The sequence below is a fragment of the Arthrobacter sp. SAFR-179 genome (genome assembly GCF_059414945.1).
On sequence record NZ_JBPFDM010000009.1, the window covers coordinates 121,719 to 134,648 of the forward strand.

Here is a 12,930-nt window from a genome sequence, read left to right on the forward strand (position 1 = left end):
GGAACCAAATGCCCGACATATCCGTTCCGGCGCCCCAACCACAGCCATCACCCTGGTGGGCCGACGCCGTGGTCTACCAGATCTACCCGCGATCCTTTGCCGACGGCAACGGTGATGGAATGGGCGACCTGCGCGGCGTCCGGGACCGGCTCCCCTATCTCGAAGGGCTGGGCGTGGACGCCATCTGGCTGTCGCCGTTCTACAAGTCGCCGCAGGCCGACGGCGGCTACGACGTTGCGGACTACCGGCAGGTGGACCCGCTTTTCGGTTCGCTGGCGGACTTCGATGCCATGTTGCAGGAAGCTCACCGCCGTGGGCTGAAGGTCATCGTTGACCTGGTGCCCAACCACACTTCGGACGAGCATGCCTGGTTCCGGGAGGCGCTGGCGGCAGCGCCGGGAAGTCCTGAACGCGACCGCTACATCTTCCGGGACGGCAAGGATGAGATCCCTGGATCCGGGGACGGCAGGAGGCCGCCCAACAACTGGAAGTCCATTTTTGGCGGCCCGGCCTGGACCCGTGTGACCGCGGCGGATGGATCTTCCGGCCAGTGGTACCTGCACCTCTTCGACACCAAGCAGCCGGACCTGAACTGGGAGAACCCGGACGTGCACGAGGAGATGCGTTCGGTACTGCGCTTCTGGCTGGACCGCGGCGCGGACGGCTTCCGTGTGGATGTTGCCCACGGCCTGGTCAAGGAGCCAGGACTGCCGGACTGGGAGGGGGCAGCTGCGATGGTGGAAGGAACCTCCGCTCCGCGCCGGGAGAGCCACCTGCCCGGTGATGCACCCCACGCCCACACCGACGCCGAGGAACCGCACCGGGCTGTCTCCCCGATGTATCCGCCGTCACCGTTCTTCGACCAGGACGGCGTCCATGCCATCTACCGCGACTGGAACCGGGTCCTGGGAGAATATGGCGGGGACCGGATGATGGTGGCAGAGGCCTGGGTGGAACCAGCCGAACGGCTCGCCAGGTATGTCCGGGCCGATGAGATGCAGCAGGCCTTCAACTTCGATTTCCTGCTGGCCGGCTGGGACGCCGAACGCATGGCTGAGGCCATCGAGGCATCCCTGGCAGCCGCAGCATCCGTGGGGGCGCCCTGCACGTGGGTCCTCAGCAACCACGACACAGTCCGGCACAGCACCCGCTTTGGGCTCAAGGATCCCACCACTTTCCCCAAGGGCATTGGTGCCGCAGACGACCAGCCCGATGCAGCCCTGGGCCTTGCCCGCGCCCGGGCCGCCACCATGGTTGCGCTGGCGCTTCCGGGGTCGGCCTACCTTTACCAGGGCGAGGAGCTGGGTCTTCCGGAGCACACCACCCTTCCCGACTCCGCCAGGCAGGACCCCACCTTCTTCCGCACCCAAGGTGCGGAGATCGGCCGGGACGGCTGCCGCGTCCCGCTGCCGTGGGCTGCGGACCAACCCGGCTTTGGTTTCTCTGGAACACCGTCCGGAGACGCTCCCGGCCCGTGGCTCCCCCAGCCGGAAAGCTTCGGTCCCCTGGCCGCCGACCAGCAGGACGGCGAGGATGGCTCAACGCTGGAGCTGTATCGGGCCGCCCTGGCCTTCCGGTCAGCCCGGCAGCTGGGCCGCGGCGGCGTGGAGTGGACTGACGGGCACGCGCCGGACAGCGGTCTGCTGGCGTTCCGGAACGGCCAGGTGGTGGTGCTGTCCAACATGGGCTTCGCCTCGGCCCCCGTGCCCGAAGGTTACGCGGTGGTGCTGTCCAGCGGTCCCGAACCGGCCGAAGACTGGGCCGAAATGCGTGAGGTCCCGGTGGACTGCACGGTGTATCTGCAGAGGATGTAGCGGCAAAAAGACTTCAGCGGACCCGCTCGGCGTGGCCGAAGCGGGTCCGCGCCCCGGCCCCGATGTGGACAAGGACGGGGACCTCCTTGCCCACGACAGTTTCCAGGGCGTCCAGCAGCCCGGCGACCTCGGCTGCGAGCAGGTGCGGGGCCACGCCCTGGCGCGGCAGGAGGCGCACCTTCAACGCCGGCGAGCCTTTCACGTCGTATGTGGTGACGGTTGCACCGGCAAGGTCCGGTCGTCCCTCGAGGGCCTGCCTCAGCGCCTGTTCCGCTACCCCGCCGCCAATCCGGACATCGCCCGGGGTGTCGCCGGGATCGTATTCGGTGGCCAGCAGGTTTGACCGCCCTTTTCCTTGCTGGGCAATCCAGGCCACCATCAGCCCCATCAGTGCCAGAAGCGCCAGTGCCGCCACGATCCACAGCCAGCTTTCCGGGCGGCCGGGGAACCGGGTGGAGTCAAAGAGCCGGTTAATGCCGTTCCACGCCCCGGCGGACCAGGAGTGCCACCAGGAGGCCGCCGGCGGAAGGGTGGCCAGCAGCACAAGCAGGACGCCTGCCCCCAGCAGGATCAGGCCCAGCACGGTGAGCAGGATGCGGTTGAGCAGCGCCGGCGTGCTGTTCATGCTCCGATCACCCCGGAAGCAGTGACATTGATGCGGGGAACCGGTGCCGGTTCCAGCAGCATCTGGTCCAGCTCGTCGCGGACGGCTTCCAGCACCCTGCCCTGGTCCACGGGAACACCGGAGGTGGGCCGGACGTTGACCAGCACCTGTCGCTGGGAGACAACCACCATGACCTGTTCGGGAGTGACATTGGCGGCCAGCCTGGCGCGGCGGGCGAGGGAGGAGGCGATAACCTCGTCGTCCACCACCACGGCCGGGAGCCTCTCCCCCCGTCCGCCGCCAAGGAGATGGCGGGCCCGCTTTCCCGGGAGGATGCCATTAAGCAGGAAGATCAGGCCCACCATCGCCAGCACGGCTCCGAGCGAGGCAAGCAACAGCGGTGAGGTTCCGGCAGGAAGATCCACCATGCGCTGGGCCGCCACCTGCGGCTCAATCAGCCACGCCGGCTGGCCCACGGCGTGGACTCCCGCTTCGAGGACACCGTAGGCGGCCAGCACCAGGACAAAGACAGCGGCAACAACGGACACCGCGGCCCTTGCGGAATGGGTTTCGCGGAACACGATCCTGCGCATGTCCGGTCCGCTGCTTCTGCCCGGTGTGCCGTCCGCCCGGCGGTCTTCCACTGTGCTGCTCACCGCACCCGTCCTCCTGTGCTGATCCTTGCCCCGCTGATGCGGATGTCCACCCGGCTCAACCGGGAACCACTCAATGCCGAAACCGTGGCCAGGATGCTTGCCTTGGCCCTGACGGTACGGTCCCAGATGGACCCGCCGAACGCGTCCACCCTTGCGGGATCCAGTACCACGGACTGCAAAGGCGGGACGCTGATGGGGCTGACGAGGGACAAAGCCAGCAGGCCGTCGTCGTCCGCCCAGTCCGCCCTCACGTCCTCTGCGTCCACGCCGAGCGCCTGCGCCGCAGCCGCTTTGGCAAGGCTTGTCAGTGCCTGGGTGCTGATCCGGTTATGGCCGCTTTGCGCCTGCCCACGCACAACGGGCGCGGGCGAGCTCATGAGGACGAGCGCCGGCCGGTGATGGCATCGAACACCCCGCGCAGGTCAAGTTTCCCTTCGGCGGCACGGCCCAGGAGCGCGCCGATGGCCATGAAGAGCAGGGAGACCAGGAAGCCCCACAGGCCGAACTGCAGGGACATGAAGGCCACGAAGGCGCCCACGGCGGTGCCTGCCACGGTGAGGTTCACAGCAGCGCCTCCCGTTCGGGTGCAGCGGGCGCGATCGTCTTGACCGGTGGCGGCACGTAGACGTCGGTGATCTCGACATTCACTTCGATGACCTGCAGCCCCACGAGTTCCTCGACGGCGCGGTATACAGCGGCGCGGACATCGTTGGCCAGCGCATGAAGCGGTGTTCCGTAACTTGCCACCAGGGTGATATCAACAGCCACCTGCGTTTCGCCCACTTCCGCGTGGACGCCGGCAGCGTGGTCGGAACTTCCAACGGCGTCGCGGATGGCGCCCAAGGCACGGGACGGGCCCGAACCCAGGGAGTAGACGCCGGGAACCGAACGCGCGGCGATTCCCGCCACCTTGGCCACGGCAGTCTCTGAAATTACCGTCCGGCCCGGACCCGGAGCCGGGCTTGCCGCAGGACGGTTTGGCACCACGGGTTGTGGGTTCTGGTATTCCATCAGGCACTCCCCCTTCTGTTGTTTCCACCCTATCCCCAGGCCGCGGCACATGCGCTGGAAAGTCTGCGGCCTGCCGTCAAGGAATCGGGCCGCAGCCCGCGGGGAACAAACGGGTTGAAAAGGAACAGGCGGGGAGCCCCGAAGGACTCCCCGCCTGGATCAGTGCCGCATGGAGCTCAGTGCCCCATGGACCGGCAGGGACGGTGCGGCCTACTTGTAGAGGCCCTCGCCGCCAACCCTGACGTTGGTGGGCAGGTAGCCGAAGGGGCCGAGGCCGTTCCGGCCAAAGCTCCTGTCCACCTGGGATACGCCGTCACGGAAGTTGATCTTCACCGTCGGCGACAGGGAACCGCCGCGGACGCCGTTGACGTTGTCGATGAAGGACTGCACCAGGCCACCGGGCTGAACATAGTGCGAATATGCCTGGAACTGCCGGCCGTTCTGCTTGGCGGACGGGCTCTCCGGGGCGTTGGCGGGCAGGTTGAGGTCGGTGGGGGACCCCAGCGCCAGTCCGCTGTTGTTCATGGGCTGGTAGTCCGAGCGGACGCCATCGCCCACGAAGCCGTAGACGCCGTCGGGGCCGCGCATGCCGGCTGCGTAAGTGAACTGGTGGCTGATGGTGAACAGGTAGTACTTGTTCTTGCCGCCCTCATTCTGGATGAAGATCTGCGGACGCTCCGTCTGGTCGTTCACGCAGTTGGCGGAGAGGATGGGCGGCAGGAAGGACCACTTGGTGAGGTCCTTGTTGTCCGCCACGGCCAGGCCCACGTTTGCGGTCTGGTAGTACGCGCCGCTGCTCTGGACGTCGTTGACGTTCTCGGCGTGGGGGTCGCCCGGCTGGTAGCCGAGGTCCTCGCCCTTGCACTGGTAGTCGCCGCGGTTGCCGCCCGTGTTGCCTTCGAACACCATGAAGGTCTTGCCCGGGTGGGCCGGGTCGGCGAACGTGTAGGGGTCGCGGAAAGCGAAGCCGGGGTTCTGTGCCTTGGTCTGGTACATCTTTCCGTCCGGCTCCAGCAGCTTGGTGTGCTCGAAGCCGTCGAACGTGACGCCGTTCTGGTCCGCGTGGATATTGCCCAGCGCCTTGGCAATGGCTGCGTCAGGAGCAATTCCGCCGCCGCCTGCGTTCCGCTCGGCCACGTCATAGAAGGTGGTGGCCGTGTAGAAGACGTTTACGTGGTTGCCCTGCATGAGGCGGGTTGACCCGGACCACTCGGTGTTGCCGATGGAGGTGTTATCCAGGAACAGGTGGCCGCCGTAGTTCCACTTGTCCTTGGCCGGATCCGCGTTGGTCTTCCGGAAGAAGTAGCCGATCCTGGCGTTCCAGTGGCGCTGGTCGAAGCCGTAGCCGGCATGGCGGTCAGCCACCAGGGAGAAGATGACGTCCCAGCCCTTGTAGCTGATCTGGTTGGCGTTCTCGTCCGTCAGGGACCAGGTGTCCCAGACCCAGACGTCGTCGTTCATGGTGGGGAAATCCTCGGGGATTTCCGGCATGGTGACGTCCGGGCTCATGGAGTTCGTGCCCGGGGAGACCGATTCGTCGCTCTGCGCCATGATCTGCTTGGCGTCCGCGCGGGTCCACTTGGAGGTGAAGTCCGACGCCGGGTCGAGGGCCTGCTGGGTGTGTTGTGTCGGCAGGGGGAAGCCGGGAGTGGGGGCCGGCATCTGCTCGACGGCGGGCGGATCAGAGGGCTCGTTGGCCTGGGCCGAGGGGACGGCCAGGAAGGCCGAGGCCGCAACGGCTGCCGCCAGTGCCGCGGCGGCGGGGCGCCACCGCAGCAGCCGGTGTTGGGGGTGCTTGTGCATTTCTTGCTCTTCTCGCGGAGTTGTAACTGTTCGTGGAAGACGGGCGTATGCCCATGCCCCGGAACAACCGCGGACCCGGCAACACCGCAGGCGTCATCAGGGACGCCGTTGTGTTGGGGAATCAGGGCCTGGGTGCGGCCCTGGTGGCCGATGGAAAGCATGCTTCCCCTCTGCCGCGCTCCACGCTAGACGGGGCGCCGCGGGCAGTTCAAACCCTGTTTCGTGGGCCGGAACGGGCTACCGGCGAGTAGAGTGCAAGCGCTTACGCAACCCAACGCGCGCGCGTGCCACATCGGTTTGGCACTAATCAAATGTTTCACCGGCGGCTCAAAGATTTCCTTACCGGGAGCCCCCGTTGTTGCCGCGGTCACAACTGCCGCCCGCGGTTCAAGAGATCGGGAGCCTGGTCTGGGGCTTGGCGCTTCGGGTCATCGTTGGTGCACGGTGCAGGCGCGGGCCTCGACGGGGGCGAATAGCCGGCTAACCCGGTCGACTGTGACCCCGTCGACCGCCCGTCGATTGCTCCGTAGGTGTCGTTTAGGACCTCGAAAACGACACCTACGGAGCAATCGATGAAGAGGGGTTAAACGAAGAAAAGCACCAGTTCCGAAGAACTGATGCTTCCCAGTGGTGGCTCCGACCGGCGTCGATCCGGTGACCTTTCGATTTTCAGTCGAACGCTCTACCAACTGAGCTACAGAGCCTAGGTGACTAGTCACCATGACAGCCGGAATTTCTTCCAACAATCAGAGCGACCCTGACGGGACTTGAACCCGCGACCTCCGCCGTGACAGGGCGGCGCGCTAACCAACTGCGCTACAGGGCCTTGCGTTTCTTGCTTTCGCGGTATCTCTACCGCTTTTTTCAAGGCTTCCAGCCTACCAGACTTTTTCAGCCTGCTTGACCAGTTCCTTGCGTACCCCCAACGGGATTCGAACCCGTGCCGCCGCCGTGAAAGGGCGGTGTCCTAGGCCGCTAGACGATGGGGGCCAGAACCCGTTCGGAACAAAATAAAAGGCGTCAAGCGAGGCTTTCCGTCTTTGTCCTTTGCGTTTCTCCGAACTGGACTCTAAAACTATAGGGCCTCATCAGGAATTATCCAAAATCGGCGAAAAACCGCGCCGTTTGGCCGCCGTACAGGCCAAGATGGACGGATGGATGCCGTCGCAGCGCTCAATGAGATTGCTTTCTGGCTGGAGCGCGGACGCGCCGCCACCTTCAAGGTCCAGGCCTTCCGGAAAGCGGCGGCCGCCATCAGCCCGCTTGGCCCTGATGAAGTGGCCAGCAGGGCCCGGACCGGGCGGCTGAAGTCAATGAAGGGCATCGGCGACCGCACCTATGCAGTGATCAGGCAGGCGGTGGAAGGCGAGGTCCCCGACTACCTGGCGGACCTGCGGGAGAAGGGCGCCCAGCCGCTGGCCTCCGGGGGGACGGAAATCCGTGAGGCGCTCAGAGGGGACCTGCACAGCCACAGCGAATGGTCCGACGGCGGCTCCCCCATAGAGCTGATGGTGGCTGCGGCGGAGGTGCTGGGCCGGGAGTACCTGGCCCTGACGGACCACTCCCCCAACCTCACCATCGCCAACGGACTGTCGGCCGAACGCCTGCTGGACCAACTGGACGTGGTGGCGGCGGTCAACGGCAACGGCGGCAGCACCCGGCTCCTGACAGGAATCGAAGTGGACATCCTGGAGTCCGGCCAGCTGGACCAGGAACCGGAGCTGCTGGACCACCTGGACATCGTGGTGGCCAGCGTCCACTCAAAGCTGCGCGCGGACAGGAAGACCATGACCGCCCGGATGCTCGGCGGCATCCAGGATCCGCACACCAACGTTTTGGGCCACTGCACGGGCCGGCTGGTGGAGGGTTCACGCGGAACCCGGCCGCCGTCCGAATTCGACGCCAAGGAAGTGTTCGCCGCATGCGCGGAACATCACGTGGCCGTCGAGATCAACTCGCGCCCGGAACGGCAGGACCCGCCGGATGCCCTGATCCAGCTGGCACTGGAAGCCGGCTGCCTGTTCTCGATCGACAGCGACGCCCATGCACCCGGGCAGCTGGATTTCCTGCGGTACGGCGCCGAACGGGCCGCCCGCAACGGCGTGCCGGCCGAGCGGATTATCACCACCTGGCCGGTGGAAGAACTGCTTGCCTGGGCGGGCAAGGGATAGGGCCTGCGGCGGAGGCCCCCGGGTGATCCGCCGGGGAGTGCAGGCTACTTGACGGCGTCGGCCAGCTTCTGCCGGAAGTCCGCCTTGGTGCTCAATGTCAGCTTCTCCCCGTTGAGGAAGAAGGTGGGCGTGCCGCTGACGCCCAGGGCATTGCCGTCGGCGATATCGGCCAGGATGCGTTCTTCGGTTTTCGGGTCGGCGACGGCGGCATCGAACTCAGCGAGGTTGAGGCCCAACTGCCCGGCATAGGTCCGGAACAGGGGCGCCTGGGATTGCTGGTTTCCGGCCCACTGGGCCTGGCTGTCGAACAGTTTCCCTGCCATCTGCTGGTACTGGCCCTGTTGCGCGGCAGCCTCCGCTGCCAGTGCGGCCTGGCCGGAATTGGGGTGGGCAGACAACGGAAAGTACCTGTTGACGAAGGTGATCCTGTCACCGAACTCGGCTTTGAGCTCCTCCACGAAAGGATGGATGGCGCCGCAGGACGGGCACTCGAAATCCAGGAATTCCACCAACTGCGCCTTTTCCTCGCTTGGCGTGGTGAGCCTGTGGCTGTCCGCCCGGACCAACTGTTCCACCCCGGTGGCCGGGGCTGCGGCCTGCGGGGGTTTGGTGGCGGTGAAGAGGGCGTACCAGGCGACGCCGCCCACCACAATGACGGCCAGCAGGATCCAGATGATCTTCCTGACAAGGCGGGGGGTATTACGGGCAGGAGCCTGGGGGGAGGACATAGTGGGCATCCTAGCCGAGGACACCGGCGTGACCGATTTCCGCCAGCCAGCGGCCCGTTGCCGCCGTACATTTGTCTCATGCCGCAAACCAGTCCCCATGAACCGCTGACCACCGCACAAGCAGCAGTGAAGCCCGTGACGGCCCTTGGCCTGGCCGCCATGGTGGTCACGGTGGTCCTGTGGGCGTCGGCGTTCGTTGGAATTCGGGCCATTGGCCCCCACTTCTCCCCCGGCTCCCTGACCCTGGGCAGGCTGGCGATTGCCGCCGTCGTGCTTGCCTTCCTGGTGGTACCGCAACTGCTCAGGAGCCGGGTCCTGCCGCGGGGACGTGAATGGCTGCCCATTCTTGCTTATGGCGTGATGTGGTTCGGCGGCTACAACGTGGCCCTGAATGCCGCCGAGCACATCCTCGACGCCGGTACCAGCGCCCTGCTGATCAACGTCAACCCCATCCTGGTGGCAATCATGGCCGGCATCTTCCTCAAGGAAGGCTTCCCACGCTGGCTGCTCATCGGCAGCACCGTGGCATTCGCAGGCGTCGCGCTGATCGCCCTGGGGTCCGGGCAGCCACGTTCCGGGGAAAGTTCGACGGCGGACCTGGCCGGCGTGGCGCTTTGCCTCCTTGCCGCGGTGCTCGCCGCAGTCAGCGTCATCATCCAGAAGCCGGTGGTGCGGAAGTTCCCGGCGGCCCAGGCAACCTGGTTTGGCATCGTGGTGGGAGCTTTGTGCTGCCTGCCCTTCGCCGGCCAATTGGCGTCCGAAGTGCAGGCAGCCCCGCCACAGGCCACGCTGGGGCTGGTGTACCTGGGTGTCTTCCCCACCGCCATCGCCTTCACCACCTGGGCGTATGCGTTATCCCTGGTGGACGCAGGGAAGCTTGCCGCCACCACGTACCTGGTCCCCGGCACCACGGTCTTCATTTCCTGGCTCCTGCTTGGCGAGATCCCCACCGCCTGGGCACTGGTGGGCGGCCTGGTGTGCCTGGTGGGAGTGGGGCTCACCCGGCGCCGGAGCCGGGACCGCGGATGGCAGCGGCCACTTCGGCGCTAGAGTCGGAGTATGCCAGCCAGCCTTCCGCCGGGGCTTCCGATTGTGCCCTCCGGCCCGGGTGAGCCGTCCGGGTTCACCATGTCGCCTGACGAGTTCGAGGCCGCCGTCCAGGATGCCCTGCACAGCATTCCGGACCGACTGGCGCGCGCCATGGACAACGTGGCCGTCTTCATCGACGACGACTACGTGCCGGGACCGGGTGAAGACCCGGACACGGTGCTGCTGGGACTGTACGAAGGGGTCCCGCTGACGGAACGTGATTCCTGGTGGGAGGCCGGTTCCCTGCCGGACCGGATAACAATCTTCCGCGAACCCATCCTCGAGATCTGCGGGTCCAGGGACGACGTGATCCACGAAGTGGCCGTCACCGTGGTGCACGAAATTGCGCACCACTTCGGCATCTCCGATGACCGGCTGCACGAGCTGGGCTGGGGCTAGCCTTGTAGGCATGGGACACGACCACAGCCACAACCACGGAATCACCGCCACCGGGCGGCACCGGAAACGCCTCGTGGCCGTCCTGGGGATCACGCTTGGCGTGGTGGTCATCCAGATCATCGGCGCTGTACTGTCCGGATCGCTCTCGCTGCTCGCGGACGCAGGACATATGCTGTCGGACGCGGCCGGCGTCACCATCGCCCTCCTCGCCTCCTGGATTGCGGTCCGCCCGGCAAGCGCCCAGCGGACGTACGGCTATCAGCGCGCAGAAGTCCTCGCGGCCCTGGCCAATGCACTGATCCTGATCGTGATCTCCGTGGTCATCTTCACCGAAGCGGTCCGCCGGTTCGGTGCGCCGCCGGAAGTGCAGACGGACATCATGCTTTTTGCCGCCATCCTCGGCGCCGTGGCCAACCTGGTGTCGCTCGTCATCCTGCGCACGGCACAGGATGAGAGCCTGAACGTCCGCGGCGCCTACCTGGAAGTGCTGGGCGACCTCCTTGGTTCAGTGGCCGTCATCATCGCGGCGGCGGTGATCATGCTGACCGGCTTCCAGGCGGCGGACACCATTGCTTCTGTCCTGATTGCCCTGATGATCCTGCCGAGGGCCTGGAGCCTGCTGCGGGATGTGGTGGATGTGCTGCTGGAAGCCAGCCCGAAGGGAGTGGAGGTGCAGATGATCCGCGAGCACATCCTGTCGGTGGCCGGCGTGACGGACGTGCATGACATCCATATCTGGACCATCACGTCCGGTGTCCCCGTCTTCTCGGCCCACGTTGTTGTGGAGGACGGAGTGCTCAACGCACGGGGCGCCGACCAGTTGCTGGACAAGCTCATCACCTGTCTGGGCTCGCATTTTGATACCGACCACTGCACCTTCCAGCTGGAACCCGCCAGCCACTCCGAGCACGAGGCACACCAGCACGCCTAAGCGCGACACACCCCGCCGGCCAGGCTCCTAATGACACTGTTGTGGTTTATGTTATTGATGTGACTGCTGTTGCTAATGTGCATGTTGTCACGTAACCTCGGACTGCTGGGGAGCAGCTGAGGGGCATCGTCATGCCGCATCCAGAACCTCACTCCCGGCCTTACCGTTGCGAGGTCTCTGCAGATGGCTTTATCCGGATCCGGCCGCAGGACTGCGGTGCTCTGCGCCGCCGTCGTCCTTTTTGCATCCGTGGCAACACCGGCAGCCGCTGTACCGGCGCCATCTGCCCCGCTGGCCGCTCCGGCCTCGCCTGACATCCCATCGCCCGAGGACATTGCTGCAGCAAAGACCAGCGAGGCCGCGACGGCGGACCAGGTCAGTGCGATCGAGCGCATCCTTGCCGACGCATCCACCGCCCAGCAGGCAGCGTTCGCGGTGGCCATGCAGGCCAACAACTCGTACAGCGAGGCGCTGGTTGAGCTGCAGCAGAGGACGGAGGCAGCATCCGTTGCCTCTGCCAGGGCGTCGTCCGCCCGGGAACAGCAGGACAAGGCCCGGAAGCAGGTGGGGCAGCTCGCCGGGGACCTGTACTGCAACGGCGGCCTGAACCCCACCCTCGGAGCCCTTGCCAGCGGCGGGGAAAGCCTCCAGCAGGCAGCAACGCTCGAGGCCCTTTCAGCCAGCCGCAGCCGGGCCTTTGAAGCCGCGGACACCGCAGCCACCGCTTACCGTTCCCTCACCGCATCTGCCGAAGACGCCACCAAAGCCGCAGACGACGCCGCGAAGACCGCCGAACAACGCAAGTCCCAGGCGGAACAGGCCAACGCCGCGCAGGTCAAGGCCGTGGCCGACGCGAAAGCGCAGCGGACCATCCTGGTGGACCAGCTGGCACAACTCCGCAACACCACAGTGGCGCTCGAATCGGCGCGCGTTGACGCACTGGAGAAGCAGCGCGAAGAGGCACGGCTCGCGGCCTTGTCCGCCGCCGCCGACAAAGCCGCACAGGAAAAGGCGGCGAGGGATACCGCCGCACAAAATGAGGCAAGCCGGAACCAGGCTGCACAGAACCAGGCAGCGGGCCAGAACAGCCGTGCACAGGAAGCGGCACCTGCTGCTCCGGCACCCGTTGCTCCCGCGCCCGCACCGGCTGCTCCTGCTCCGGTTGCCCCGGCCCCGGCTGCACCGGCCGCCCCGGCTCCAGCTGCTCCTGCGCCGGCGGCCCCCGCCCCGGCCCCGGCACCAGCGGCTCCTGCACCCGCGCCTGCACCGGCCCCTGCGCCTGCTCCCGCCCCGTCCACCGGATCAGGCACCTATGAGGCAGCCATCTCCGTCGCTTTGGGTAAGGTGGGGGCCCCGTACTTTTACCAGTGGGGCGGTACCGGCCCCTATGGCTTTGACTGCTCCGGGCTGGTGCAGAACGCCTTTGCGGCAGCCGGCAAGAACCTCCCCCGCACGGCTTCACAGCAATACGCCGCCGCCCCGGTCCACGTCCCCCTTTCGCAGGCGCGCCGCGGCGACCTGCTCGTGTGGGGTTCGGCGCCTAATTTCTACCACGTGGCCATCTACCTGGGTAACGGCCAGGTGGTGCAGGCACTCAACCCGCAGGAGGGCATTACCGTTTCCACCATCAGCTCCATGGTGGGCATGGACCTCTACCCCTATGCCGCCCGCTACTGACCGGCACGGCTGACCTTACCCATTGCGGGTCCCGCCTGAAGGGCCTA

The 12,930-nt window shown here is 66.3% G+C and carries 13 protein-coding genes and 3 tRNA genes; 6 read left to right on the plus strand and 10 right to left on the minus strand.

All coding sequences use genetic code 11. From position 1 onward, the window contains the following. Nucleotides 1-8: 8 nt before the first annotated feature. A complete protein-coding gene (locus ACR65K_RS14765; protein WP_440153644.1) occupies nucleotides 9-1,814 on the plus strand; it encodes a glycoside hydrolase family 13 protein in 1,806 nt (601 codons plus the stop codon). A gap of 13 nt (nucleotides 1,815-1,827) precedes the next feature. Here the strand turns inward: ACR65K_RS14765 and ACR65K_RS14770 are convergent, their stop codons facing one another. The 9 genes from ACR65K_RS14770 to ACR65K_RS14810 all read right to left on the minus strand — a co-directional run bounded on the left by ACR65K_RS14770 (nucleotide 1,828) and on the right by ACR65K_RS14810 (nucleotide 6,878). Further along, a complete protein-coding gene (locus ACR65K_RS14770) occupies nucleotides 1,828-2,439 on the minus strand; it encodes a hypothetical protein (protein WP_440153645.1) in 612 nt (203 codons plus the stop codon). Continuing rightward, the gene (locus ACR65K_RS14775) at nucleotides 2,436-3,074 is read right to left on the minus strand and encodes a hypothetical protein (protein ID WP_440153646.1); all 639 of its coding nucleotides are present in this window, start codon (nucleotides 3,072-3,074) and stop codon (nucleotides 2,436-2,438) included. The genes ACR65K_RS14770 and ACR65K_RS14775 overlap by 4 nt, the downstream gene beginning before the upstream one ends. Then, the gene (locus tag ACR65K_RS14780) at nucleotides 3,071-3,451 is read right to left on the minus strand and encodes a hypothetical protein (protein WP_056337071.1); all 381 of its coding nucleotides are present in this window, start codon (nucleotides 3,449-3,451) and stop codon (nucleotides 3,071-3,073) included. The genes ACR65K_RS14775 and ACR65K_RS14780 overlap by 4 nt, the downstream gene beginning before the upstream one ends. Further along, nucleotides 3,448-3,639 carry a hypothetical protein gene (locus ACR65K_RS14785; protein ID WP_056337068.1) on the minus strand — a complete coding sequence of 64 codons (192 nt, stop codon included), beginning with the start codon at nucleotides 3,637-3,639 and terminating at the stop codon, nucleotides 3,448-3,450. Before ACR65K_RS14785 ends, ACR65K_RS14780 begins: the two co-directional genes overlap by 4 nt. Beyond that, on the minus strand, nucleotides 3,636-4,085 hold the full coding sequence (locus ACR65K_RS14790; protein WP_056337066.1) for an Asp23/Gls24 family envelope stress response protein: 450 nt from the start codon (nucleotides 4,083-4,085) through the stop codon (nucleotides 3,636-3,638). The genes ACR65K_RS14785 and ACR65K_RS14790 overlap by 4 nt, the downstream gene beginning before the upstream one ends. A 210-nt stretch (nucleotides 4,086-4,295) precedes the next feature. Beyond that, a complete protein-coding gene (locus ACR65K_RS14795) occupies nucleotides 4,296-5,888 on the minus strand; it encodes a glycoside hydrolase family 68 protein (protein ID WP_440153648.1) in 1,593 nt (530 codons plus the stop codon). Nucleotides 5,889-6,516: 628 nt separating this feature from the next. Further along, nucleotides 6,517-6,592: transfer RNA gene (locus ACR65K_RS14800), tRNA-Phe, on the minus strand. 48 nt (nucleotides 6,593-6,640) lie between these two features. Then, nucleotides 6,641-6,714: transfer RNA gene (locus ACR65K_RS14805), tRNA-Asp, on the minus strand. A gap of 91 nt (nucleotides 6,715-6,805) precedes the next feature. Then, nucleotides 6,806-6,878 (minus strand) — tRNA-Glu (locus ACR65K_RS14810). A 164-nt stretch (nucleotides 6,879-7,042) separates the two neighbouring features. On the opposite strand from ACR65K_RS14810, the gene ACR65K_RS14815 reads away from it, so the two are divergent. Next, nucleotides 7,043-8,059, plus strand: coding sequence for a PHP domain-containing protein (locus ACR65K_RS14815; RefSeq protein WP_440153650.1), 1,017 nt, complete (start codon nucleotides 7,043-7,045; stop codon nucleotides 8,057-8,059). 44 nt (nucleotides 8,060-8,103) lie between these two features. On the opposite strand, the gene ACR65K_RS14820 is transcribed toward ACR65K_RS14815, so the two are convergent. Beyond that, on the minus strand, nucleotides 8,104-8,787 hold the full coding sequence (locus ACR65K_RS14820) for a DsbA family protein (protein ID WP_440153652.1): 684 nt from the start codon (nucleotides 8,785-8,787) through the stop codon (nucleotides 8,104-8,106). A gap of 78 nt (nucleotides 8,788-8,865) precedes the next feature. Here ACR65K_RS14820 and ACR65K_RS14825 point away from each other — a divergent pair, with 78 nt between their 5' ends. From ACR65K_RS14825 to ACR65K_RS14840, 4 genes are all read left to right on the plus strand, one after another. After that, nucleotides 8,866-9,837 (plus strand): DMT family transporter, encoded by a 972-nt coding sequence (locus ACR65K_RS14825; RefSeq protein ID WP_440153654.1) that lies wholly within the window; start codon nucleotides 8,866-8,868, stop codon nucleotides 9,835-9,837. A 9-nt stretch (nucleotides 9,838-9,846) separates the two neighbouring features. Next, nucleotides 9,847-10,275, plus strand: a complete 429-nt coding sequence (locus tag ACR65K_RS14830) for a metallopeptidase family protein (protein ID WP_440153655.1) — start codon at nucleotides 9,847-9,849, stop codon at nucleotides 10,273-10,275. A gap of 10 nt (nucleotides 10,276-10,285) precedes the next feature. Beyond that, nucleotides 10,286-11,206, plus strand: coding sequence for a cation diffusion facilitator family transporter (locus ACR65K_RS14835; protein WP_440153656.1), 921 nt, complete (start codon nucleotides 10,286-10,288; stop codon nucleotides 11,204-11,206). Between the two features lie 183 nt (nucleotides 11,207-11,389). Next, nucleotides 11,390-12,883, plus strand: a complete 1,494-nt coding sequence (locus ACR65K_RS14840) for a C40 family peptidase (protein WP_440153657.1) — start codon at nucleotides 11,390-11,392, stop codon at nucleotides 12,881-12,883. Nucleotides 12,884-12,930 lie beyond the last annotated feature (47 nt).